Annotated in this window: 21 protein-coding genes and 1 other RNA gene; 16 read left to right on the plus strand and 6 right to left on the minus strand. The window is 38.1% G+C overall.

What is annotated here, in order from left to right; all coding sequences use genetic code 11:
* Window positions 1-3: 3 nt before the first annotated feature.
* Both cyoA and CBE70_RS10075 read right to left on the minus strand, forming a co-directional pair.
* On the minus strand, window positions 4-954 hold the full coding sequence (cyoA, locus tag CBE70_RS10070) for a cytochrome o ubiquinol oxidase subunit II (RefSeq protein WP_100159246.1): 951 nt from the start codon (window positions 952-954) through the stop codon (window positions 4-6).
* A gap of 495 nt (window positions 955-1,449) precedes the next feature.
* Complete coding sequence (locus CBE70_RS10075; protein ID WP_100159247.1) at window positions 1,450-2,211, minus strand: nucleoside-specific channel-forming Tsx family protein; 762 nt, start codon at window positions 2,209-2,211, stop codon at window positions 1,450-1,452.
* 364 nt (window positions 2,212-2,575) lie between these two features.
* Here CBE70_RS10075 and dbpA point away from each other — a divergent pair, with 364 nt between their 5' ends.
* The gene (dbpA, locus tag CBE70_RS10080; RefSeq protein ID WP_100159248.1) at window positions 2,576-3,949 is read left to right on the plus strand and encodes an ATP-dependent RNA helicase DbpA; all 1,374 of its coding nucleotides are present in this window, start codon (window positions 2,576-2,578) and stop codon (window positions 3,947-3,949) included.
* A gap of 77 nt (window positions 3,950-4,026) precedes the next feature.
* On the opposite strand, the gene ampG is transcribed toward dbpA, so the two are convergent.
* Window positions 4,027-5,547, minus strand: a complete 1,521-nt coding sequence (gene ampG, locus CBE70_RS10085; protein WP_100159249.1) for a muropeptide MFS transporter AmpG — start codon at window positions 5,545-5,547, stop codon at window positions 4,027-4,029.
* A 56-nt stretch (window positions 5,548-5,603) separates the two neighbouring features.
* Window positions 5,604-6,182, minus strand: a complete 579-nt coding sequence (locus CBE70_RS10090) for a YajG family lipoprotein (RefSeq protein WP_100159250.1) — start codon at window positions 6,180-6,182, stop codon at window positions 5,604-5,606.
* Window positions 6,183-6,522: 340 nt separating this feature from the next.
* On the opposite strand from CBE70_RS10090, the gene bolA reads away from it, so the two are divergent.
* The 9 genes from bolA (at window position 6,523) to CBE70_RS10135 (ending at window position 17,543) form a co-directional block, all read left to right on the plus strand.
* Window positions 6,523-6,837, plus strand: a complete 315-nt coding sequence (gene bolA, locus CBE70_RS10095; RefSeq protein WP_075671985.1) for a transcriptional regulator BolA — start codon at window positions 6,523-6,525, stop codon at window positions 6,835-6,837.
* Between the two features lie 321 nt (window positions 6,838-7,158).
* Window positions 7,159-8,463 (plus strand): trigger factor, encoded by a 1,305-nt coding sequence (tig, locus tag CBE70_RS10100; RefSeq protein ID WP_023580863.1) that lies wholly within the window; start codon window positions 7,159-7,161, stop codon window positions 8,461-8,463.
* Window positions 8,464-8,720: 257 nt separating this feature from the next.
* A complete protein-coding gene (gene clpP, locus CBE70_RS10105) occupies window positions 8,721-9,344 on the plus strand; it encodes an ATP-dependent Clp endopeptidase proteolytic subunit ClpP (RefSeq protein ID WP_100159251.1) in 624 nt (207 codons plus the stop codon).
* A 146-nt stretch (window positions 9,345-9,490) separates the two neighbouring features.
* Window positions 9,491-10,762: an ATP-dependent protease ATP-binding subunit ClpX gene (gene clpX, locus CBE70_RS10110; protein WP_100159252.1), complete on the plus strand. Its 1,272-nt coding sequence runs from the start codon at window positions 9,491-9,493 to the stop codon at window positions 10,760-10,762.
* A 259-nt stretch (window positions 10,763-11,021) separates the two neighbouring features.
* Window positions 11,022-13,382 (plus strand): endopeptidase La, encoded by a 2,361-nt coding sequence (gene lon / locus CBE70_RS10115; protein WP_098941108.1) that lies wholly within the window; start codon window positions 11,022-11,024, stop codon window positions 13,380-13,382.
* Window positions 13,383-13,596: 214 nt separating this feature from the next.
* Complete coding sequence (hupB, locus tag CBE70_RS10120) at window positions 13,597-13,872, plus strand: nucleoid-associated protein HU-beta (RefSeq protein ID WP_036911695.1); 276 nt, start codon at window positions 13,597-13,599, stop codon at window positions 13,870-13,872.
* A gap of 476 nt (window positions 13,873-14,348) precedes the next feature.
* Window positions 14,349-16,226, plus strand: coding sequence for a peptidylprolyl isomerase (gene ppiD / locus CBE70_RS10125; RefSeq protein ID WP_100159253.1), 1,878 nt, complete (start codon window positions 14,349-14,351; stop codon window positions 16,224-16,226).
* 290 nt (window positions 16,227-16,516) lie between these two features.
* Entirely contained in the window at window positions 16,517-16,888 is a 372-nt protein-coding gene (locus tag CBE70_RS10130; RefSeq protein ID WP_232797388.1) for a ComEA family DNA-binding protein, read from the plus strand.
* A 250-nt stretch (window positions 16,889-17,138) separates the two neighbouring features.
* Complete coding sequence (locus CBE70_RS10135; protein ID WP_099074223.1) at window positions 17,139-17,543, plus strand: acyl-CoA thioesterase; 405 nt, start codon at window positions 17,139-17,141, stop codon at window positions 17,541-17,543.
* Between the two features lie 149 nt (window positions 17,544-17,692).
* Here the strand turns inward: CBE70_RS10135 and queC are convergent, their stop codons facing one another.
* Window positions 17,693-18,391 (minus strand): 7-cyano-7-deazaguanine synthase QueC, encoded by a 699-nt coding sequence (gene queC / locus CBE70_RS10140; protein ID WP_100159254.1) that lies wholly within the window; start codon window positions 18,389-18,391, stop codon window positions 17,693-17,695.
* A 158-nt stretch (window positions 18,392-18,549) separates the two neighbouring features.
* Here queC and CBE70_RS10145 point away from each other — a divergent pair, with 158 nt between their 5' ends.
* The 5 genes from CBE70_RS10145 (at window position 18,550) to amtB (ending at window position 24,474) form a co-directional block, all read left to right on the plus strand.
* Window positions 18,550-19,011 (plus strand): Lrp/AsnC family transcriptional regulator, encoded by a 462-nt coding sequence (locus CBE70_RS10145; RefSeq protein ID WP_036911686.1) that lies wholly within the window; start codon window positions 18,550-18,552, stop codon window positions 19,009-19,011.
* Window positions 19,012-19,067: 56 nt separating this feature from the next.
* On the plus strand, window positions 19,068-20,813 hold the full coding sequence (locus tag CBE70_RS10150) for a SmdA family multidrug ABC transporter permease/ATP-binding protein (RefSeq protein WP_100159255.1): 1,746 nt from the start codon (window positions 19,068-19,070) through the stop codon (window positions 20,811-20,813).
* Window positions 20,800-22,587 carry a SmdB family multidrug efflux ABC transporter permease/ATP-binding protein gene (locus CBE70_RS10155; protein WP_100159256.1) on the plus strand — a complete coding sequence of 596 codons (1,788 nt, stop codon included), beginning with the start codon at window positions 20,800-20,802 and terminating at the stop codon, window positions 22,585-22,587. Before CBE70_RS10150 ends, CBE70_RS10155 begins: the two co-directional genes overlap by 14 nt.
* A 243-nt stretch (window positions 22,588-22,830) precedes the next feature.
* A complete protein-coding gene (gene glnK, locus CBE70_RS10160; protein WP_098941103.1) occupies window positions 22,831-23,169 on the plus strand; it encodes a P-II family nitrogen regulator in 339 nt (112 codons plus the stop codon).
* A 12-nt stretch (window positions 23,170-23,181) separates the two neighbouring features.
* Complete coding sequence (amtB, locus tag CBE70_RS10165) at window positions 23,182-24,474, plus strand: ammonium transporter AmtB (RefSeq protein WP_100159257.1); 1,293 nt, start codon at window positions 23,182-23,184, stop codon at window positions 24,472-24,474.
* A gap of 42 nt (window positions 24,475-24,516) precedes the next feature.
* On the opposite strand, the gene tesB is transcribed toward amtB, so the two are convergent.
* Window positions 24,517-25,392 carry an acyl-CoA thioesterase II gene (gene tesB / locus CBE70_RS10170; RefSeq protein ID WP_100159258.1) on the minus strand — a complete coding sequence of 292 codons (876 nt, stop codon included), beginning with the start codon at window positions 25,390-25,392 and terminating at the stop codon, window positions 24,517-24,519.
* Window positions 25,393-25,715: 323 nt separating this feature from the next.
* On the opposite strand from tesB, the gene ffs reads away from it, so the two are divergent.
* Window positions 25,716-25,812: signal recognition particle sRNA small type (gene ffs, locus CBE70_RS10175), an RNA gene on the plus strand.
* Window positions 25,813-25,865: the final 53 nt, after the last annotated feature.

Below are 25,865 nucleotides of genomic sequence, written 5' to 3' on the forward strand. Positions count from 1 at the left end.
CCTTTATTCCTCTGCTCCTGCATGCGCCGCATGGCTCATGTTCATATTCATTGTTGCATCAGCATGTGCTGTCTGATTGCCACTGGTGTGAGCGCCATGACCTGTGTGACCAAATTTAGAAATGGTCTCTTGGAATAACATTGGCTTCACGCTTGAATAGTAGGTCACTGGATTTTTCTGGCTTGGTTTAGCAAGTTCATTAAATGCAGCGGTCGTATTTAACGTATCTGACGATTGTTTGACTTTTTCAACCCACGCGTCGAAACCAGCACGATCAGGTGTCGCAATCGCTGTAAATTTCATATCAGAGAAACCATGTCCACTATAACTTGCTGACATACCTTGATATTCACCAGGTTCATTGGCAATTAAGTGCAACTTAGTCTGCATTCCTGCCATCGCATAGATTTGTCCACCTAAGCGAGGGATAAAGAATGAATTCATGACAGAGTCAGAAGTGATTTTGAAATTAACAGGAACATTAGCAGGGAAAGCCAGTTCATTAACTGTCGCAATACCTTGTTCTGGATAGATAAATAACCATTTCCAATCCATTGAGACAACTTCAATGGTGACAGGTTTTTCTGTGGACTCTAATGGTTTATAAGGATCGAGTTCATGGGTTGTTTTCCATGTAATACTCGCCAAAATCACAATAATGATAATTGGCACAGTCCAAACGACGAGTTCAATTTTATTTGAGTGAGCCCAGTTTGGGCGATAAGTGGCTTTAGTATTGGATTCACGGTAGCGAAAAGCGAAAACAATCACCATCAGTATTACCGGTATCACAACAATTAACATTAAACCAAGCGCAATGAGGATTAATGTTTTTTGCTCAGCGCCGATAGCGCCTTTGGGATTCATTAACGCCATATCACAGCCACTTAATAAAAGAGCGGCTGCTAATAGCGAGAGTGTCCCAATACTTTTTATGTATTTCATAAGTCTCATCCAACGACCCAAATGACAAAGGTTCTATTGTTGTTTCATCAGTATCAGTAAGGACATTTTACGGTAAGGTTGCGACAGTGTAAACAATTGTAATGGTAAGTAAGTGGTTGGTTAGTCTTTTGTGTTAATGTGATCACAAGTAATCAAACTATTAAATAAATGTTAATTTAATTATTGCGTATTAACTATAATTTCATAAAGTACCATGTTTTTAAAATAAATACATATTTTTACAAATAAAAATGCAGTAAAAAGTGTAAGAAAACGTATTCTGATTAAAAAGTAACAAATTAGAGGTCGGAGGAGAGTTGATAGGTAAAATCCTTTTTATATTGATGTTTAATATCTATATTTGATGCTTGTGTGATTTTTAATATGGACAAATGGTGATTTAATGAATGTTTATATCCAATGAGAAAATTTTTCATTAAGTGATAAAAAGAGGTTACAGCGAATAAAAATGCTTTCGCTGTAATGAAAATTAACAATTAGCGATCAAAAATTATATTTCAGGCTATATACAATGCCGTCTTGCAGAAAATCTTCACCTAACTTTTTATAAGCATAACGATATTGAATACCCGTGGTAATAGAAGTTGTTGGATGCCACCAAAAAGCTAAAGCGCCATTAAACCCATTTTGTCCACCATTGCCATAACGCTTATGACGATTAAATTCCATCTCATGCCAATTGCTAATGCTAAATTTTTGATCTCTAATAGAAAAATCATATCCAGCAACCCAGCCAACGACGTAGCCATTATTTCCTGAATAGTAAGTTTGTTCGACATAATGAAGTGCAACGAATGGTTTAAACCATAAATTATCAATTTGTGTGTTATAGCCTAGACCGTAGAGCGTATTAACTTCATGGAAGTTGCCATTGTTTTCTTTTCCCGGAAGTGACCATGTGCCGTAAATGTGCCCGTATAAATTGAAATGACTTTCACCTAAATAAATACGGCTGGTTGCTTTAACGGTATAACGTTGATTATCTCCCGGTTGTGTTTTTCGAGGATTAAATGGGTTTTCTAGATCAAAAAAACCATAAAACTCACCCCATGAAAAGTTGGCACCACCTTCAAGCTCTAAATAGGCAAAATCATCTTTATGAGAAGATTGCCCTGTTTTGTGTGTTGTATGAGAAGTCCAATCAAGATAATTGATGCTGGTATTAGCGAAGCCACCTAAATAGCTAGCTTGAGCTGATAAAGAAAGTGTACTTGCGATGGTTAATAAAAATATTTTTTTTATCATGGATAATCTCAATTAAATTTAATGAAATAATTTCGCGGTGAATTTGTTTTTTAATATGCTTTGAAACTATAACCTATTAAATTCAATTTTGTAGATCATAATTTTGAAATTAAGATCTATTTCTAGAATATTAAATTGATAATTAAAAGTAGGAATTTTAGCATTGTTTAGTTTATTTTTATTATTTTATTCATTTTGAATGGATTAAGTGCTTAGTAGCTGGTTTTTTTTGCAAGGAAAAAAGGAAGTAAAAGAAGAAAGAAAAATAGGTGGTAAAGATTGCGTAAAAATACCTCACGACACAGGAATAAAGGGATAGTATCATTAACCAATATTCGTTTTTATCTTACTTGGAATTTTCATTGTGACCTCATTTGCTGAACTTAACGCACTTCCTGCTGAACAACTCGCTAACCTTAATGAATTGGGTTATCTCACTATGACTCCAGTTCAAGAAGCCGCTTTGCCCGCTATTCTTGAAGGAAAAGACGTTCGCGCTCAGGCAAAAACAGGCAGCGGTAAAACGGCTGCTTTTGGTTTGGGGCTTTTGCAACACGTTGATGCAAAACAATTTAATACTCAATCACTTATTTTATGTCCAACGCGAGAGCTTGCTGATCAAGTTGCAAATGAATTACGCCGCCTTGCTCGTTATCTTCCAAATATCAAAATATTAACGCTGTGTGGTGGTGTTCCATTTAGTATCCAGCGTGATTCATTAATACATGCTGCACATATTATTGTTGCAACACCAGGCAGATTGCTTGATCACTTAAAAAAAGAGACTGTCACTTTAGACGATGTGAAAACATTGGTGTTGGATGAAGCAGACAGAATGTTGGATATGGGATTTTTTGATGATATCAACGATATTATTTCTCGTATGCCAACGGCACGCCAAACGTTGCTCTTTTCTGCAACTTGGCCAAATGAGATCGCAGCAATTAGCCGCAAAATCCAGCAAAATCCAGTTACTATTGAAATAAACTCTGTTGATGAACTTCCAGCTGTTGAACAGCAGTTTTATGAAATATCTCGTCATGGAAAAATAGGATTGCTGCAAAAGCTTTTAAGTCGTGAGCAGCCTGCCTCTTGCGTCGTGTTTTGTAACACGAAACGAGATTGCCAAGATGTGTATGAAACATTGACAGAAAGCAACCAAAGCGTGCTTGCTTTACATGGCGATATGGAACAAAGAGAGCGTGACCAAACGCTTATTCGTTTTGCTAATGGGAGCTGTCGTGTATTAGTCGCAACAGATGTTGCGGCTCGTGGACTTGATATTAAAGCATTAGAAATGGTGATTAACTACGAATTGTCGTGGGATCCTGAAGTGCATGTTCACCGTATCGGTCGTACAGCCAGAGCGGGTGAAAGTGGATTGGCGATTAGCTTTTGCGCACCAGAAGAAATTCAGCGTGCTAACGCTTTAGAAGAGATGCTTCATATGAAGATAAATTGGTTACCAGTACCGACTGGGTTACAAATTACACCTCTTGAAGCAACAATGGCAACATTATGTATTGATGGTGGTAAAAAAGCCAAAATGCGCCCAGGTGATATTTTAGGCGCATTAACGGGTGATATGGGGTTCAATGGTGCAGATATTGGTAAAATTATGATTAACCCAACACATGCTTATGTTGCTGTAAAACAATCTATTGCAAAACAAGTCTGGAAACAGCTGCAACAAGGTAAAATCAAAGGCAAAGCAGTAAAAGTAAGATTGTTTAGATAAATTATCTTTACTAAGAATATAAAAAGGACAGCTTAAGCTGTCCTTTTTATTGTGCCTATCTTGAGAAGGCAATAAAACTAATATGTTGTTTTCTTAAGGGCTAAATAATCTAGGATTGTGCCAAAGATAAGGCTTAACGCACCAACAATAACACCATATAAAAAGAGTGTTGAAGCCCAAGAACTTAATCTATCAGTATCTATTGATTGAATAAAATCGACAGACTGGAATATTTCTAAAGTTGGTAGTGAATTTGTAACAACAAGAATTAAGCTACAAATAAAGAAAAGAACAGTCAGCATCAAACCATAAATAGCAAAACGGTATTGTCTAATAAATAAAGTTCTTCTGAGGAATTCGCCGGTTTTTTGCGTATAAATAAGCGTGTTTTTCGAAATTAACAGCAAGATAAGACCAGGTACAGAAGCAACAATAGAAAAAAGGTAAAATGCTTCCCAACCATGGCTTTCAACATACCAACCTGCAACTGGGCCAACATAAACACGACCAATTGCAGAGAGAGCTGAGAGCAACGCAAATTGTGTTGCTGAAAATGAGAGATGACAAAGTGTCATTAAGAGGGCAACGAATGCGGCTGTTCCCATACCGCCACAGATATTTTCAAATGCGACTACAGCACCCATGCTATAAATACTTTGCTCAGAAATAGCTAAATACCAATAACCGATATTTGAACCACCTTGCAAAATACCAAAAATCATCAGTGCTTTAAATAAACTCCAACGGCGCATTAATAAACCACCTAGTAATGCCCCAATAATAGTGGCTGCAAGTCCAAGTGTTTTATTTACTAATCCTACTTCACCAGCATCAAATCCAGCACCGCGAATAAGAAAAGTGGTACTTAAACTTAGGGCAAAGGCATCACCCATCTTATACAGCACAATAAGCAGTAAAATTAACCAAGCATTATTACGAGAGAAGAACTCATATAAAGGTTCAATAACAGCTTCATAGAGTGTACGTGGTGGCTTTACGGCGGTTTCTGGCTCTTGGGCAAGTAATGTGGCAATAATACCAACACCCATTAATGCAGCCATTAACCAGTACATGTTTTGCCAGCCAATATATTTATCAGCTAACCAAAGCGCCATTCCCCCAGAAACAAGCATTGCTATGCGATAGCCTAATACAGAAACCGCAGCACCTGTACCACGCTCATCTGCTTTTAATATATCTGTTTTATAGGCGTCAAAAACAATGTCTTGTGAAGCAGAACAAAAGGCAACAATGACAGCTAAAGAAGCAAGCCACCATAAATGATCATTAGGATTTAAAAATCCCATTCCTGCAATACCAAGTACTAACCCTATTTGAGTGAGTAACATCCATCCTCGGCGACGACCAAGAAAAGAGGGGGTATAGCGATCCATAAAGGGTGACCAGAGGAATTTAAAAACATAGGCTTGTCCCACCAATGAGAAAAAACCAATGGTTTTTAAATCGATATCTTCTACTGTCATCCAGGCTTGTAATGTCCCCGCTGTTAACGCTAAAGGTAAGCCAGAAGTAAAGCCAAGTAATAGAAGAATAAATGATTTATACCAAGTGGTTTGTTTGAAGGCGGGCTGAACCATGCAAAAATTCCTTTCAACGACCTGTTTGAGATAACAGGTCGTTTATTCTAATAAAATTAACGGGCGTTAGATTTGATAAATTGACTGACTGAAGCGTCTTTTGCCATATCGCTAACGAGTTCACTTAAGACATTGTTAATCGCGGCGGCAATTTTCTCATTAGTTGCACCAAATGGACCTTGAACATTGTAGCTAGTACGGAATGTTTTGGTATTAGAACTGCCATTCGGTAAGGTGACGATAACTGAAATATCTGCTTTTGCACTGATATTATGACGAACACTTCCTTCGCCCACATCTGCACTGAGTTTATTGATAACAATAATCACATCAGCAGCGGCAGGAGAGCCCATCATAAAACCACGCGCTGTCATTTGTTTTTGTAGAACTTCTTGCATTAAAAATGCAATGTCACGAGTTGGGACAAGAACTTCTAATTTACCGTTGCGGTTAATTTCGGCTAGATTTTTTGATGTACGTTTGTCTTGGCTTGAAATATTCAGTGAAATAGGGCGCATTGTTGGATCGGCCGCAGGAACTGACATCACAGGCTCAATAGATAATTTGTTACTAGGAGTTGCACAACCTGAAAGTAGTGTTAATGCAAAAACAGCACAGAGTAAATTTTTAATCATGAGGTAATCTCGGTTAAATATGTCTGTTGTGTTAACAAGTAGAATAGGCTTCAAACTTTAGCCTATCATACCACTGCTGTCAGGTTGCTAATATCCCCTTAACGAACGAAATTATCTGATTTTATCAATTGATTTTATTTCAAATTACTCTCATTTTTGCTCACTGATTTGACAATATTCGGTCAATGGTTTTACTCAAGATGAAAAATAAGCGATTATCATCAGCAAAATTAAAAAGAATAAGCTCATCATTTTGTATTGATAAAGACTAAATCAATATAGTCTGGTTGACTTATTTTTTGTTCGCCATGGTATAAAGGCTAGAGTATTAGGGGCAGAGATGATCCGTGATGATATTGAGAATAAGCTGATTTCACGCTTTTCACCGCATTTTTTACAAGTAATAAACGAAAGCCATCGCCATAATGTGCCCGAAGGCTCTGAAAGCCACTTTAAAGTCATTATCGTTAGTGATGATTTTAATGAGAAACGTAGTGTTTCGCGCCATCGTGATGTGTACCAAACATTAGCTCATGAAATGGAAAATGGTGTTCATGCATTAGCATTACACACTTTTACTTTGAGTGAATGGAATGAACAGCAGGATAAAGCATTACGCTCTCCTGGGTGTCGTGGCGGAAGCCAAGAAGATTAACAACCTTATCGTTAATCGTGAGTAAATAGATCCTAAGATGCGTATTTTTTGTTCTTTATAGAGGTAAAAAGGGGCGAGTTGCTCGATTTTATGAAAAAATTGAGGAATAAAACGGCTCTTTCTCGACTCAACCCCTCTAGATCGTTATAATGTCGCGTCTAATTTTCAGTAAGGTTTCGGGATGCTTCTGATATCAGGGATCCTCGTTTTTTTAAATGTGGCGGCCCCGGTTCTGAAAGGAAAATAAATCTAAACATGTCAATATCATGTTAGTTTCCTTTAAAGTAGACCGAGCACTAAAACTTATTTTGAGGTAACAAGATGCAAGTTTCTGTTGAAACGACTCAAGGCCTAGGGCGTCGTGTCACAATCACCGTACCAGCCGCTGATATCCAAACTGCTGTAGACAGTGAACTGAAAAAAGCTGCTAAAACTGTTCGCATTGATGGTTTCCGTAAAGGTCACGTTCCAATGTCAATGGTTAAACAGCGTTACGGTATGTCAGTACTGAATGATGTTCTGGGTGACCTGATGCAGCGTAATTTCATTAACGCTATCATCGAAAACAAAGTAAACCCAGTTGGCGCGCCTGACTACAAACCAGAGCAATACAAAGAAGGTGAAGACTTTGTTTACTCTGTAGAATTCGAAGTTTTCCCAGAAATCGAACTGAAAGATCTGGAAAGCATTGAAGTTGTAAAACCTGTTGTCACTGTTAAAGACGAAGACGTTGATAACATGTTAGAAACACTGCGTAAGCAACAAGCAGAGTGGAAAGACAAAGACGGCGAAGTTGCAGCGGAAGATCGCGTAACTGTTGATTTCAACGGTTCTATTGACGGTGAAGAATTTGAAGGCGGAAAAGCTGAAGATTTCGTACTGGCAATGGGTCAAGGTCGTATGATCCCAGGTTTCGAAGAAGGCGTTATTGGTCATAAAGCTGGTGAAGAATTCACAATTGATGTGACTTTCCCAGAAGATTACCACGCTGAAAACCTGAAAGGTAAAAAAGCACAATTCGCTATCAACCTGAAAAAAGTTGAAGAGCGTGAACTGCCAGAATTAACTGAAGAGTTCATCAAGCGTTTTGGTATTGCTGATGGTTCTGTTGATGGTTTACGTGCTGAAGTACGTAAAAACATGGAACGCGAACTGAAAAATGCAATCCGTACTCGTGTTAAATCACAAGTTATTGATGGCTTAGTTAAAGCAAACGAAGTTGACGTACCAGCAGCCGCTGTTGACAGCGAAATTGAAGTTCTGCAACGTCAAGCTGCTCAACGTTTTGGTGGCGACGAGAAACAAGCTCTGCAATTACCACGCGAACTGTTCGAAGAACAAGCTAAACGTCGTGTAATCGTTGGATTACTGTTAGGTGAAGTGATCAATAGTAATGAACTGAAAGCAGAAGACGACCGTGTGAATGCACTGATCGACGAAATGGCTTCAGCTTATGAAGATCCATCAGAAGTTGTTGAGTTCTACAACAAGAACGAACAACTGATGAACAACATCCGTAATCTTGCGTTAGAAGAGCAAGCGGTAGAAAAAATCTTAGCAAATGCTAAAGTAACTGAAAAAGAAACTAACTTCACTGAACTGATGAACGAAGTTCAAATGGGTTAATTCTTAACCGCGAATATCGGTTTTAAGCAAAAACCCGTGGTTTTTACCACGGGTTTTTTTCAGTTTGTATATATTTATCAAATTTTGCCTTGAAATTTGAGCGATTATCTCCAGATAATTCTATATTCTCTTTATCACTCCTCGCGAGGCGCCTTGAATGTCTTGTGAGAGATTAGATCATTAGAAATGGTCATGATCAATTATCTCAAGTAAAATTGTTGTCATTGGCACCAATAAGAATGCAATAGGAGACAGACATGTCATTTAACGACACACAGGAACAATTCGCACCTAATATGGCTCTGGTGCCGATGGTTATAGAGCAAACTTCGCGAGGAGAGCGTTCTTACGACATTTACTCACGTTTATTAAAAGAACGTATTATTTTCCTGACTGGCCAAGTTGAAGATCACATGGCTAATCTTATCGTTGCTCAAATGCTATTTTTAGAAGCAGAAAACCCAGAGAAAGACATCAACCTGTACATCAACTCACCAGGTGGCGTAATTACTGCGGGTATGTCTATTTATGACACCATGCAGTATATCAAAGCAGATGTTAGTACCATTTGTATGGGACAAGCGTGTTCAATGGGCGCTTTCTTATTATCTGCTGGTGCGAAAGGTAAACGTATTTGCTTACCTAACTCTCGTGTGATGATCCACCAACCGTTAGGTGGTTTCCAAGGTCAAGCAACAGATATTCAAATTCATGCTCAAGAAATTTTGAAAGTAAAATCTCGTATGAATGAGCTAATGGCTCAACATACAGGTAAATCTATTGAAGAAATAGAAAGAGACACTGAGCGTGATCGTTTCTTATCCGCTAACGAAGCGTTAGAATACGGATTAGTGGATAAAGTCTATACTCAACGTAGCTAATCATTACACGTTGTAATAGCAATTGAATTAACACGTTTCCTTTGTCATAGAAGCGCGCAAAGGAAACGGCTATTAATATCTCTATGTAAAAAGTCTTTCTTCTTCTTATAAATTGAATAAGAAGAATAACTAAGTGAGGTTGACTGATGACAGATAAGCGCAAAGATAGCTCAGGGAAGCTTCTGTATTGCTCTTTCTGCGGTAAAAGCCAGCATGAAGTAAAAAAATTGATCGCTGGTCCGTCGGTTTATATCTGTGATGAATGTGTCGATCTTTGTGTTGATATCATTCGTGAGGAAATAAAAGAACTGGCACCTCATCATGAACGCAGTGAATTGCCAACGCCACATGAAATCCGTAAGCACCTTGATGACTATGTTATCGGTCAGGAATTGGCTAAAAAAGTTTTGGCTGTTGCCGTTTATAACCACTATAAACGTCTGCGTAATGGCGATAAAGCCAATGGTGTTGAGCTAGGGAAAAGTAATATTTTGCTGATTGGTCCTACTGGTAGCGGTAAAACGTTATTAGCAGAAACATTAGCACGCTACCTTGATGTTCCTTTTACTATGGCAGATGCCACAACGCTGACAGAAGCGGGTTATGTGGGTGAAGATGTTGAAAACATCATTCAAAAACTGCTACAAAAATGCGATTACGATGTGCAAAAAGCACAACGTGGTATTGTTTATATTGATGAAATTGACAAGATCACCCGTAAATCTGAAAACCCATCAATCACTCGTGACGTGTCTGGTGAAGGTGTACAGCAAGCATTATTGAAATTAGTTGAAGGCACAGTGGCTTCTGTTCCTCCTCAAGGCGGGCGTAAGCACCCACAACAAGAGTTTTTACAAGTTGATACTTCTAAAATTCTCTTTATTTGTGGTGGTGCATTTGCAGGGCTCGATAAAGTTGTTGCACAACGTTTAAATACACATTCAGGTATCGGTTTTGGTGCAGAAGTTAAAAGCCAAAAAGAGAAAGCTAGCGAAGGTGAATTATTAGCCCAAGTTGAGCCAGAAGATCTGATTAAATTTGGTCTTATCCCTGAATTTATTGGTCGTTTACCAGTTGTTGCAACACTTGGCGAATTAAACGAAGAAGCGTTAATCCAAATCTTACAAGAACCTAAGAATGCATTGACTAAGCAATATCAGGCATTATTTAAATTAGAAGGTGTAGATTTAGAATTCCGTAAGGAAGCGCTGACTGCGATTGCGAAAAAAGCCATGGTACGTAAAACGGGTGCTCGTGGTTTACGTTCAATTGTTGAAGCTGCATTACTTGATACGATGTATGACCTTCCTTCATTTGAAAATGCAGAAAAAGTGGTCATCGATGAAGGCGTTATTAATGGAAAATCTGAGCCACTGATTATTTATGGTCAGCCAGAAAACCAAGCGTCTGGTGAATAATGCATCGTAATTTGGCAATGTCTCTTGTCTGACATTATCTAGTTTTCTCTCAAAATAAGAGGGAAATTTAAGATAAGGCGCGCCAACGCAATAAAAATGAGGGAATTTTCCCTCATTTTGTTTTTTTAATGGGTAAGGCTATTGAATGTCAGAAAAGTGCCCTTATATATTTTGACAATCCGTGGAATTAATTTTATTTGGTGACATGCGAATAAAATTACCTGTAAAAGCGTTAAGCTAAAAACGAAGAGAGAGCTCTATGAATCCTGAGCGTCCAGAACGTATTGAAATACCTGTATTGCCATTACGTGATGTCGTTGTATATCCGCATATGGTGATCCCGTTGTTCGTTGGTCGTGAAAAATCTATTCATTGCTTAGAAGCTGCGATGAACGACAACAAACAAATTATGCTGGTTGCGCAGAAAGATGCATCTACTGACGAACCAGGTGTTAATGATCTTTTTTCTGTTGGTACAGTTGCGTCTGTTTTACAGATGCTAAAACTGCCTGATGGAACAGTGAAAGTACTTGTTGAAGGTATTCGTCGTGCCAAAATTACGACGTTATCTGACAATGGTGAATACTTTCAGGCGAAAGCAGAATACCTTGAAACGCCAGCCGTTGATGAGCGCGAACAGGAAGTCTTAAATCGTACAACGATTAATCAGTTTGAAGGTTATATCAAGCTGAATAAAAAAATTCCGCCAGAGGTATTAACTTCATTACATGCTATCGAAGAATCAGCGAAATTAGCAGACACCATTGCTTCTCATATGCCGCTGAAATTAAAAGATAAGCAAGCTGTACTTGAAATGTCTGATGTCACAGAACGCCTTGAATATTTAATGGCGATGATGGAATCAGAAATCGATCTGCTACAAGTTGAAAAACGCATTCGTAACCGCGTTAAAAAGCAGATGGAAAAGAGTCAGCGTGAGTATTATCTCAATGAACAGATGAAAGCCATTCAAAAAGAATTAGGTGAGATGGATGATGCACCTGATGAAATGGAATCGCTGAAACGTAAAATCGACGCTGCTAAAATGCCAAAAGAGGCAAAAGAAAAGACAGAAGCGGAACTTCAGAAATTAAAAATGATGTCGCCAATGTCAGCAGAAGCCACGGTTGTACGTAGCTATATTGATTGGATGGTTCAAGTTCCTTGGAATAGCCGTAGCAAAGTTAAAAAAGACTTAGTGAAAGCGCAAGAAGTTCTTGATACTGACCATTACGGTTTAGAACGTGTTAAAGAGCGTATCCTTGAATATCTCGCGGTACAGTCTCGTGTTAGCAAAATTAAAGGGCCAATCCTGTGCTTGGTAGGGCCTCCAGGTGTAGGTAAAACCTCACTGGGTCAGTCTATTGCTAAAGCAACAGGTCGTAAATATGTTCGTATGGCGTTAGGTGGTGTGCGTGACGAAGCAGAAATCCGCGGTCACCGTCGTACTTACATCGGTTCTATGCCAGGTAAATTAATTCAGAAAATGGCGAAAATTGGCGTTAAAAACCCACTTTTCCTGTTAGATGAAATTGATAAAATGTCATCAGACATGCGAGGCGATCCAGCTTCTGCACTGTTAGAAGTGTTAGATCCAGAACAAAACATCGCATTTAACGACCATTACCTGGAAGTTGATTACGATCTGTCTGATGTTATGTTTGTGGCGACATCTAACTCCATGAATATACCGGCACCGTTGTTAGATCGTATGGAAGTTATTCGTTTATCCGGTTATACCGAAGACGAAAAACTGAATATTGCTAAGCAACATTTGCTACCAAAACAGATTGAACGTAATGCGTTAAAACCAAGTGAGCTGACAATCCATGACAGCGCAATTATGGGCATTATTCGTTATTACACGCGTGAAGCCGGTGTACGTAGTTTAGAACGTGAAATTTCTAAATTATGCCGTAAAGCCGTAAAACAGCTGCTAATGGATAGCACAATCAAACATATTGAGATTAACGAAGATAATCTCAAAGACTACTTAGGTGTTCGTAAAGTTGACTACGGTCGTGCTGACACAGAAAACCGAGTAGGTATGGTTACAGGCCTTGCATGGACAGAAGTTGGTGGTGATCTACTGACTATTGAAACAGCGAGTGTACCGGGTAAAGGCAAGCTAACATTCACCGGCTCTTTAGGTGAAGTGATGCAAGAGTCTATTCAAGCAGCAATGACTGTCGTTCGTGCTCGTGCTGATAAACTTGGTATTAATGGCGATTTCTATGAAAAACGTGATATGCACGTACACGTTCCTGAAGGCGCAACACCAAAAGATGGTCCAAGTGCAGGTATCGCAATGTGTACTGCATTGGTATCAAGCCTAACAGGTAATCCTGTTCGTTCTGATGTTGCAATGACGGGCGAAATTACGTTACGCGGACAAGTATTGCCAATTGGCGGACTGAAAGAAAAGTTACTTGCTGCACATCGTGGTGGAATTAAGACAGTTCTTATCCCTGATGAAAATAAACGTGATTTAGAAGAAATTCCTGAAAATATTGTTGCTGATCTGGATATTCACCCGGTGAAAACAATTGAGGAAGTTTTATCGCTAGCCCTGCAAAATTCGCCGTTTGGCATGGAAGTTGTGACTGATAAATCACACTAAAGAGTGATATTAGTCATAAATAATAGCTAAAAAAAAGGCTGGATAAGTAATAAAAGCTTGCCAGCCTTTTTTTGTGTCGCTAATTTAATGGGGATTTTAATTAAAAATGCTGTTTTATCGGTCTTGCTATATCTAAAAAGGCTTGATATAACGACGTTTGCAAAATTTGCCATTAATGGTGAAAAATAACGCATAAAATTATGGGGATGAAAGCGTGAATAAAACTCAACTGATCGACAAAATTGCTGCAAATGCAGATATCTCAAAAGCGGCAGCGGGTCGTGTTGTAGATGCTCTGGTTGCTTCTATCACTGAATCTTTACAAAAAGGTGATGATGTAGCATTAGTAGGTTTCGGTACTTTCACTGTACGTGATCGTGCAGCTCGTACAGGCCGTAACCCACAAACAGGTAAAGAAATTCAAATTGAAGCTGCAAAAGTTCCTGCATTCCGTGCAGGTAAAGGCTTAAAAGACGCAGTTAATCAATAATAGTTGAACTTATTTTCTGCCAATTTGTTATTAGCTTAACGTTATGGGTAAACAGAAAACGACTCAATTAAAAAATGAAGCGCATCTTTTTGAGATGCGCTTTTCTTTTTTTAGGTTATAAATCACGATTAAACCTTGTATTCTCTGGCGATAAGACGTGAAACTGAAGTAGTCATTTGATAGAATGGCGCGTTGTTCTATAACTGAAATAGACAACAATGAATGATTCAGTGGTGAGTTAAATGGTTATCGTAATCAATGAATCAAATAATGCTGTTTAGTTTTTTCTTAGTTATAGAAAGTGCGTGTTAAGACTGCGCATTAATACGGGACTGGCTGTTTTTAATGATTGTCGCGTGTCGCGACATTTTGATATTAAGCCAGCATGGGCATATTATCTTTTCGCTGTGCTCAAAATAGTCGTGTAACACCCATAAAAATAATTTTTATTTCACCAAACGGAGCCTCGTCTCGTTATGATGGACAACATTCGTTCCACTGCTAATAATCCATTTATAAAGATTTTATTAGCTGTGATAATCCTCTCCTTCGTCCTAACTGGTGTGGGCGGATATCTCTTTAGTTCAGGCGTTAATGATGCTGCTGAAGTTAACGGATATAAAATTAGCCGTTCTCAATTAGAGCAAACTTATCAGCAACGTCGTGCTCAATTACAACAAGATATGGGTGAAAACTTTGCTGCTCTTGCTTCATCAGAAGAAGGTCAGAAACTTATTCGCCAACAAGCGCTTGATTTACTGATCAACCAAGCATTACTTGATCAATTTGCACAAAATCTGGGTATTTCAGCCGGTGATCAGCAAATTAGAGATGCTATTTTTGCACTTCCTTACTTTCAAACTGACGGCAAATTTGACAATAAAAAATATGTCGATTTATTGAAAGGCAATAATATTGATGCGGATGCTTTTGCAGAAGGTATTCGTCAAAACCTAATTAATCAGCAATTAAAATTTTCTATCCAAGGTACGGATTTTGCCTTAGATAGCGAAGTTAAAGAATTTGCGGGATTAATGCTACAAAGCCGTAATGTACGTTTAGCATCATTAGACATTCAGCCATTCCTTGAAAAAGAAACGGCATCTGATGAAGAAGTGAAAGCGTTTTATGAGCAAAATAACCAAATGTTCATCGCGCCAGAGCAATTTAAAATTAGCTATATCCAATTAAATGCTCAAAAAGATTTTAATAATATCAACATTACTGATGAAGAAGCGAAGGCTTACTACGATAGTAATATTGATGAGTTCACGGCAGCAGGACAGAAACAGTACAGCATCTTAGTATTAGCTGATGAAGCAGCAGCTAAAGCGGCAGAAGATGAGCTGAAAAAGGGCGCTGATTTTGTTTCGTTAGTGAAAGAAAAATCTATTGATAGTTTCTCTAAAAAACAAAATGGTTCTTTAGGTTGGATAACTATCGGACAAGAGTTACCAGAGCTAGCTAATGCAAGTTTGACAGAAAAAGGCCAAATCTCTGAGCCTGTTAAAATCAGCAATGGCTATGCAATTTTCCGCCTTGATGATGTCAAACAATCTGTTGTAAAACCATTTGATGAAGTAAAAACAGATTTACTGGCAAAAATGCGTGAAAACAAAGCGATTGATGATTTCTTCGCATTACAACAAAAAGTGAGCCAAGCTGCATCTAATGACAACGACACACTAGCTCCTGCCGCTAAAGCGGGTAACGTGACTGTGGTTAACACTGATTGGTTTGATGAAAATACGGTTCCTGCACCATTAAATAATGAAAAACTCACCCAGTTAATTTTTGGTGGTTCATTAGTGGATGAAAATGGCCCAACAGGCATGAATTCAGACATGGTGACGTTAGGTAATGACAGTGCATTTATCGTGCGTGTAGAAGGTTATAAGCCTTCAGCAAGCCAACCATTAGACAAAGTGCGCGATCAAGTTGTTATGCTGGTTAAACAGCAAAAAGCATCACAAGCAATGAATGCAGAAGCTCAAAAACTTTTAGCTGCATTGAAAGAAGGCAAAGGCGAAGAAGCACTGAAAGCGGCTAATATTTCGTTTGGTAGTGAAGAAAGCATTGTTCACTCATCTGCAACAGATGTAGTACAAACTGCTATTTTCTCTATGCCAAAACCAGCTGAAGGCAAAAAAGAGTATGGTATGACTAATGTACCTGGTACTAAAGTCGTCCTTATTCAATTAGATAGCGTAACAGATGGCAAACCAACATCTGAACAGCTAGAGTTTATGACTAATCTCTATCGTGCTCAGATGGGCGAAGAAGCATTACAACTCATGTTACGTGACCTAAAAAACAACGCTAAAATTGAAATTTTTGATAAAGATTATCAATAATTAAATTTGAGTTATTATATTGAAAACCCAGCATTAAGCTGGGTTTTTTTATGGCTATTGTCCTTGGTAATTTAAACAAATAACGCTGCCTCTTAAAAAATTCATATTTGAGAGCAAGCCCGATAATTTCTTGTAATGCTTCTTTTGTTCATTTTTATTTTTCCTACCTTCTCGTAGTTCTCTTTTTATACAATTGATGATTTATCAATATATTGGCATTCTTTTTTTGCATTCGGAAATCTCTGTTTGCTATTGAATTTAAAATTATTGAATAAAAGGAAATAATGATTATGAAAATGGATAAAAAAATGTTGTCAGGTTTTATGGCTTCTATCTGCCTCGCTTTGGGATTAGGGCTTTCTCCTTTGTCTTATGCAGAAGAAATTCCAGCTTCAACACCAACGGTTTCTATTGAAACTCACTCATCTGCTACTCGTGATGCAAAAGAGAACAAAGCCAGTACAGAAGGTAAAGTTAATTTAAACACGGCAACAGTAGATGAATTAATGGGATTAAAAGGGATCGGAAAAGCGAAAGCACAAGCCATTATTGATTACCGCGAACAGTTAGGGCGTTTTACCACTATCGACGAACTTGAAAAAGTTTTTGGAATTGGTATGAAGTTAGTTGATCAAAATCGTGATTTTATCGTTATTAATTAAGGTATTTATTCTTATACGATATTGAGTATAAGTGATAGCAGAAACGTGAATATTGATTGAAAATCCCCGTGTTTCTCTTTGATTTTTGTTTTGATAAGAGAAACACGTTTTCTTAGCATTTTTTTGTTAAAAGAAAACGAGATAAACCTATATCAGAAATTACTAAATTTATTTTCTTGGCTATATTTATGGTATCGCAAAAAAACTTTATAAAAAGTTTATTAGAATAATCAAGAGGTAATAAATTAATATGAGTACATTAATTAAAGTTTATGGCTTTCATTTAGATGTTTTTGAACATGTGAATAATGCACGTTACCTTGAATTTTTAGAACAAGCCCGATGGGATTGGATTGAGCAACATTTAGATTTTGATTGGTTTAAGCGTAATGGCTTGGCACTAGTGGTTGCTAATATCAATATTAATTATCGCTTACCTGCAAGTTTAGGTGATGAGCTACTTATTGATTGTGATGTTGCTGAAGTGGGAATTAAAAGTGGCGTACTTTCTCAAAAAATTGTGAGAAAAAAAGATGGTGCGCTTATCTCTGATGCATTAATTACTTTTGTTCTTGTTGATATCAATACAAAAAAAGCACTGACATTAACAGAACAGTTAAGAGAGAAGCTTGAATATGTACGTCAATCATCCTAATACATAAAGAGAGTATTAGAGACTGCTCTCTTTATGCTCTCTAGCTAATCTAAGATGATTTAATGCAGTGATAATGTTTGATGAATTATCACTGCATAAGTGAATAGAATGGCAGGTAGCAGTGATAATTGGTCAGGTAATTCCGATGATTATTTAAGACCCACTTTCTGTTTCATTGTCTGCATAATTGGTGTTTTATCGGCTAAGTAGGTGTTTAATCCGCGTTGTCTTAAATGACAAGCCGCACATTCACCACAGCCATCCCCTTGAATACCGTTATAGCAAGTTAAAGTTTCATGACGAACGAAATCTAACTTTTTATAGTAATCAGCAAGAGCCCACGTTTCGGCTTTATCTAGCCACATTAATGGCGTGATAAATTTAATATCGCGTGCAATACCTAAGCTGACAGCATGATTCAGTGCTTTTACAAATTCATCACGACAATCAGGATACCCAGAGAAATCTGTTTCACAAACCCCTGTGATGACACTCTCAGCGCCAATTTGATAAGCGTAAATTGCAGCTAAAGTAAGGAAAAGGATATTTCTACCCGGTACGAAGGTACTAGGAATATCACTTTCTTCACTTTCTTTAAAATCAGGAACAGGAATATTGTCTCGAGTTAAGCTACTGATGGCGAGTTCGTTGAGTAAACTTACATCTAAAACTTTATGCGCAGTTGCTCCCAGTAATTGACTAACTTTTTGTGCTACCTCAATTTCTTCTTTATGGCGTTGCCCATAATTAAATGTAATGCAATGTACTTCATCGTACTTTTCCAACGCTTGAATAAGGCAGGTTGTCGAATCTTGTCCACCGCTAAAGACAACGACCGTTTTTTTCATCAGAATACTCCTGAATATTGAATTTCTATAAGGATTAGTACGCATAAAAGCACATATATTATGGCAATTTATTACCGATTTATCATTAGATGATTACTCTTATAGTAAGGGGCGGGTTATCATTATTTTTTGTAGGGGCATATTTTGAAGGAGTATCTATGTTAGATAAGATTGACCGTAAACTATTAGCGCTATTACAGGAAGATTCAAGCCTCTCACTGAATACTTTGGCTGAGGCGGTTAACCTAACCTCAACACCTTGCTGGAAACGATTGAAAAGACTGGAGGATGAAGGGTATATTCGTAAGCGCGTTGCGCTGCTTGATAGTGAAAAAATCGGGCTAGGTCTAACAGTTATTGTTATGATTAGAACACAGCAACATAATAGCGAATGGTACGAACAGTTTGTTTCATTTGTTAAGCAAATGCCAGAAGTACTGACATTCTATCGAATGGCGGGTGAGTGTGATTATCTAATGCATGTTGAAGTAGTAGACATGAAAAGTTACGACCTATTTTATAAGCGTATGGTTAATGGCGTACCAGGTCTTATTGATGTGACTTCTAACTTCGCAATGGAAAAAATTAAATACACAACGGCAATGCCGATACCTGAATAAGGTTCATCTTTACCAACTGGCACTTTTATTTTTTGTATAACCTTAGGATTTAAGGCGTGGCTCTATTTTCACAGCTCAGTTGGTATTTTCTCAGTGAATGGCGTCGTTATGTTGGTGCCATTTTCTTATTGATGGTTATCGCAGTATTACAGGTGATCCCTCCAAAGATTGTTGGGATCATTGTGGATGGTGTCGATAACCATAGTCTGACATTTAGCCAAGTGATCAACTGGATTGGCGTGATGGTATTAATTGCCCTCGCGGTTTATCTTTTGCGTTATTTTTGGCGTCTTTGGTTATTTGGTGCATCTTATCAATTAGCAGTAAAATTGCGGATGCAAATTTATCAGCAACTTAATCAACAATCTTCTTCATTTTATCATCGTTATCGTACTGGCGATTTAATTGCACGTACTACCAACGATGTCGATAAAGTGGTTTTTGCAGCAGGCGAAGGTGTACTGACCTTAGTGGATTCTATGGTTATGGGGCTTGCTGTGCTTGTTATGATGAGTATTCAGTTAAGTTGGGAACTGACACTGATTTCATTATTACCAATGCCAATCATGGCAATTTTGATTAAGCGATATGGCGATAAACTACATAGTCGCTTTAAAACCGCACAGGCACTTTTCTCTTCACTTAATAATCAAGCACAAGAAAGCTTGAGTAGCATTCGCATGATCAAATCATTCGGGCTAGAGCAACAGCATGCTTCTCGTTTTGATGATGTGGCAAAAGAAACTGGACGACAAAATATGCGTGTTGCAAGAATTGATGCGCTATTTGATCCTACTATTTTTATGGCTATTGGTTTTGCTAATTTACTCGCTGTTGCTGGTGGTAGCTATTTTGTTATTAATGGCAGAATGACATTGGGTGAATTAACCAGCTTTGTGATGTATTTGGGGCAAATGATCTGGCCAATGCTGGCTTTAGCATGGATGTTCAATATTGTTGAGCGTGGCAGTGCTGCTTATAGTCGAATTAATAGTTTATTGGATGAAAAACTCGATATGGTTGATGGTGAATTATCACCAAAGGAAGGGCGAGGAGTATTATCCGTTGATATCAAACGTTTCCAATATCCCGAACAAACGACACAAACACTGAAAAACGTTCATTTTACATTATCACCCGGTGAAATGCTGGGTATTTGTGGTGTGACAGGAAGTGGTAAAAGTACATTACTTAGTGCCATTCAACGACTTTACGATGTCACCGAAGGCGAAATTTGTTTTCAATCAGTTCCTATTTATCAATTGAAACTTGATGAATGGCGAGCACGATTGGCTGTTGTTAATCAAACACCCTTCTTATTTTCAGATACAATCGCGGGAAATATTGCCTTAGGTCGTCCTGATGCGACAAAAGAAGAAATAGAGTCTGTTGCGAAATTGGCAAATATTCACGAGGATATTTTACGTTTACCTGATGGGTATCAAACACAGGTAGGTGAAAAAGGTGTGATGTTATCTGGTGGACAAAAACAGCGTATTTCTATTGCCAGAGCACTATTACTGGATGCTGAAATTTTATTATTAGATGACGCATTATCTGCTGTTGATGGACAAACTGAATATCAGATTCTGCAAAACTTATCGCAATGGCGAAAAGATAGAACATTAATTATCAGTGCTCATCGCTTATCTGCATTAGTTGGTGCTACGAATATCTTAGTTTTAAAACAAGGTGAGATTATAAAGCAAGGTACACATCAGCAATTAATTTCAATACCAGGTTGGTATCAAGATATGTACCATTATCAGCAATTAGAGGCCGCGCTGGATGACGATGAATAAAAATAAATCCGTTAAAGCGCTATTGCCTGCATTAAAGCGTCTTTTGACTTATGGTAAAACCTATCGCAAACCCATGACATGGGGTGTCATTATGTTGTGGGTAGCCGCCGTTGCAGAAGTGGGTGGCCCATTAATTGTTGGCTATTTTATTGATGCAAAAGTTGCCACGAATAATGTGGAATTAATATCATCACTAGGCCTAGCGTTGGCTTTTATTCTTTTACAGGTGATCGCCGCTACACTTCACTATTATCAGGCCATTGTGTTTAATCATGCTGCTGTTGGAGTTGTACAACAATTACGTACTGATGTAATGAGTGCGGCACTAAAACAACCATTAAGTGCTTTTGATAATCAGCCTGTGGGGCAGTTAATTTCTCGTGTAACAAATGATACCGAGACGATTAAAGATTTGTTCGTAAACGTTTTACCAACATTATTCCGAGCGATTGCTTTAGTGGTTGTAATGTTGATAGCTATGTTTTTATTAGAATGGCAAATGGCGCTTGTTGCAATGATGATATTTCCTGCGGTGATTGGTGTGATGATGCTTTATCAGCGACTGAGCACACCTATTGTACGTAATGTGCGTCATTTTCTTGCCAATATTAATGATGGTTTCCACGAAGTTATCAATGGCATGTCAGTTATTCAGCAATTTAGGCAGCAAGCTCGATTTGGTGAAAGAATGTCAGATGACAGTTGGCAACATTACCAAGCTCGTATGAAAGCGTTAAAACTTGATGGTCTGTTATTACGTCCTTTATTAAGTATGCTCTCAGCGTTGGTTCTGTGCGGCTTATTGATGTTGTTCGGGTATCAGGGCACTGAAGTTATTGGTGTTGGGGTTATTTATGCGTTTATTAGTTATTTAGGCCGATTAAATGAACCTTTGATCACATTGACATCACAGCAATCGATTTTACAACAGGCGGTTGTCTCTGGTGAGCGTGTTTTTGAACTGATGGATGCGCCTTTGCAACACTATGGTTCATCATCACATTCCATTACTCAAGGTAATATCGATGTTAACTCTCTTTGGTTTGCGTATCGTGATGAGCAATGGGTATTAAAAGATATCAACTTAACTATTCCTGCTCGTCATTTTGTCGCATTCGTTGGGCATACAGGAAGTGGCAAGAGTACTTTAGCCAGTTTGCTAATGGGAAATTATCCTTGGCAAAAAGGGAGTATCTCTTTAGATAATCAACCATTAGAAGCCTATTCTCATACTACATTACGTAGTGGTATTGCAATGGTGCAGCAAGATCCCGTTTTATTATCGGGTTCACTGCATGACAACATTACGTTAGGACGTGAATGTGATGAGTCACATTTATGGCAGGTATTAGAAACAGTTCAACTTGATCAATGGGCTAAAGCCTTACCTGAAGGACTACAAACAGAATTAGGTGAGCAAGGTAGTCGTTTATCTGCTGGACAAAAACAATTACTTGCATTGGCGCGTGTATTATTAATACCTCCTCGTATTCTTATTTTGGATGAGGCAACAGCAAATATTGACTCAGGAACAGAGCAAGCCATACAAAAGGCGCTAAAAGTAGTCAGAGAAAAAACAACACTGATTGTTATTGCTCATCGACTTTCCACTATTGTTGAAGCCAATGAAATTGTAGTGCTTCATCGTGGTGCAATTGTTGAACAGGGCTACCATGCTCAGTTACTCTCACAAAAAGGCCGATACTATAATATGTATCAATTACAGCAAGTCAGAGAATCTTTACAAGAACAAACCCCTGTTAAAGTAGAATAATAACCTTAAATAAAAAATATAACTTTAGAGGGCACATCATCTTTATGTATGTGCCCTTTTTGATTTCCCCATTATCTCGCTTTTATCAAAATAGCAGCCATATTTTTGCACCAACTCGGTGAGCCATTTCTTTTTAACTATTTTAATATTTTATTTTTTATTTAAATATCAATTGGTTAAATAATGGCATGTCTTTTGCTTTTCTATATGGGCTTTGTTCTTTCAAATATCGACGAGGTTTATATGAAATATATCATCGCCATTATTAAGCCGTTTAAATTAGAAGAAGTGCGAGAGTCACTCTCTGAGTTAGGTATAAAGGGAATGACAATCAGTGAAGTAAAGGGATATGGGCGACAAAAAGGACATGCGGAGTTGTATAGAGGAGCAGAATACGAAGTTAATTTTCTCCCCAAAGTAAAAATAGAACTCGCTATTTGCGATGAGCAACTTGAGCCAGTTATGCAAGTGATTATGCAAGCAACGGATACAGGGAAGGTAGGTGATGGAAAAATTTTTGTTTTGGAATTATTGCAGGCAGTCCGTATTCGTACCGGTGAGTCTGGTGATGAAGCACTTTAAAGGAGATATTCGATGAAACGCTTACTTTCTTTGCTATTAATGTTAGTGCTTACACACTTTTCTTCATCTGCATTTGCGACTGAAACAGTGATTGTTGATAAAGCTGATAACGGTTTTATGTTGATATGCACTGCTTTGGTCTTTTTTATGACGATACCTGGTATTGCACTGTTTTATGGCGGGTTATTGAGAGGGAAAAACGTACTTTCTTTGATCACGCAAGTGATGATGATCTTCAGTGTCGTTGTTATTCTTTGGGTTACGTTTGGCTATAGTTTGGCATTTACTGCGGGTAATAAAATCTGGGGTGGGTGGTCACTTACTTTTTTGAATAACGTATCACTAGATTCACTCTCTGGTTCAATTAATCAGTATGTACATATTGCATTTCAAGGATCTTTTGCTGTTATCACTGTTGCATTAATTGTTGGTGCATTAGGTGAGCGAGTCCGTTTTTCCGCACTGTTTATTTTCACAGTTATTTGGTTCACATTTTCTTATATTCCTATTGCGCATATGGTATGGGGAGAAGGTGGTTGGTTAATTGATGATGGTGCATTAGATTTTGCTGGGGGAACTGTCGTACATATTAATGCTGCCATTGCGGCTCTTGTTGGTGCTTACTTACTTGGTAAGCGACGTGATAGCCAACATACAGCGCTTAAACCTCATAACTTACCAATGGTCTTTACAGGTACAGCGGTACTCTATATTGGTTGGTTTGGTTTTAATGCAGGCTCTGCTGGTAGTGCGAATGCGATTGCGGCTTTAGCATTTCTAAATACAGTAATTGCAACTGCAGGAGCTGTACTTTCTTGGACTGCATCAGAATGGCTCACCAGAGGTAAACCTTCTATGTTAGGCAGTTGTTCTGGTTGTATTGCAGGATTAGTTGCAATTACACCTGCTGCTGGCACGGTTGGAGTGATGGGGGCTTTATTTATCGGCGTTATAGGAGGGATCATCGGACTTTGGGGCGTTGTTGTTTTAAAGCGCTGGTTAAAAGCGGATGATGTTTGTGATGTTTTCGGTATTCACGGTACTTGTGGTATTGCAGGTTGCTTATTAACAGGGGTGTTTACGGCTTCATTTTTAGGGGGAGTGGGATATAGCGATGGTATGACACTTAGTAAACAAGTTTTAATTCAATTAATGAGTGTTGCGATCACCGTGATTTGGTCTGGTGTTGTCGCTTATACAAGTTTTAAAATCGCAGATAAGCTGGTGGGTTTACGTGTTTCAGAAGAGGAAGAGCATGATGGATTAGATTTAACAACTCATGGTGAAAGAGCTTATCAACAATAATTGTCTATTCCCCCTCGTTTGAGGGGGGAATATGCCAAGATATTATTTTGAATGTTTAGTACGTTTTTGGCGAATAACCCCTTCTTGAACAGAAGACGCTACTAGTTGACCATTTGTATTAAAGAATTTACCTCTAACAAATCCTCTACCGCCTGATGCTGAAGGGCTTTCAATTACATAAAGTAACCAATCATCTACACGGAATGGGCGATGAAACCACATAGAATGGTCAATTGTAGCAACCTGTAGACTTGTATCCATAAAGCCTAAACCATAAGGTTGGAGAGCGGTTGGTAAAAAATCAAAATCAGAAACATAACCAAGCAAGTATTGATGCAAGAAAGGATCTGATGGCATTTCACCACGACTACGATACCAAACATAACGTTCAGCGGGCGCTTTAGAGTAGCCAAAAGGGCTAAAATATTGCACTGGACGTGCTTCAAAAGGCGTTTCTCGTAGTGCTAAAGATTTAATCGGCTCGGGTAATTTAGGTGCTAATTTTTTTAAAATCTCATGCTGTGAGATAAGTTCATTTGGAAAAGGAACATCAGGCATTATATCTTGATGTTCAAAACCTTCTTCAAATTCTTGAAAAGAAACCGTCATATAAAAAATAGGTTTACCATGCTGAATAGCACTGACTCTACGAGTACTAAATGAACCGCCATCACGAATAAATTCCACATCATAAACGATTGGCTTATGGCTATCACCAGGACGTAAAAAGTAGCTATGAAATGAGTTGATATAGCGGTTATCAGCAATTGTCTGTTTTGCAGCGTATAGTGCTTGTCCTACAACTTGTCCACCAAAAACTTGAGGTAATCCTAGATCTTCGCTTTGACCTCTAAATAGACCTTCTTCTATTTTTTCAAGTGCCATCAAATTGATGAGATCTTTCAATGCTTGACTCATAGTGTACCTGTATCATTAGATCTGGTTATTTTTTATAAAGTTGATTATATACAATCTTAAGAAGATAAAAAAATAATCTCCCTTTTTATCTTAGATAGTAATCTAATGTTAAATGAACAGAATTGATGAGATTATTGTTTATCTACTTATTGAATACTCTTTGATGAATTTAAGAGAGGCAAAAAGAGCGTTAAAGGCAATTGAATAATCAATGAGTGCAGATTTGGGTAATTAATCATCACTTAGGCTCGCTTTCCTTGCTATTTGGATCAGTTTAAAACATAATGCGTGACGTCTTAGCAATAAGACAATCTATGGGGTCTTGTTGGTTCTCCCGCAACGCTAACTTGTTAACTCGGTCAGGTCCGGAAGGAAGCAGCCATGGCAAGTGTCGCGTGTGCCGGGATGTCGCTGGCAAGGCCCCACCCAATTTTTAGCCTTCCATAATTTCTAATCTCTTATCATTATTATCT

This window comes from Proteus columbae (assembly GCF_002777965.1).
Lineage (GTDB): Bacteria > Pseudomonadota > Gammaproteobacteria > Enterobacterales > Enterobacteriaceae > Proteus > Proteus columbae.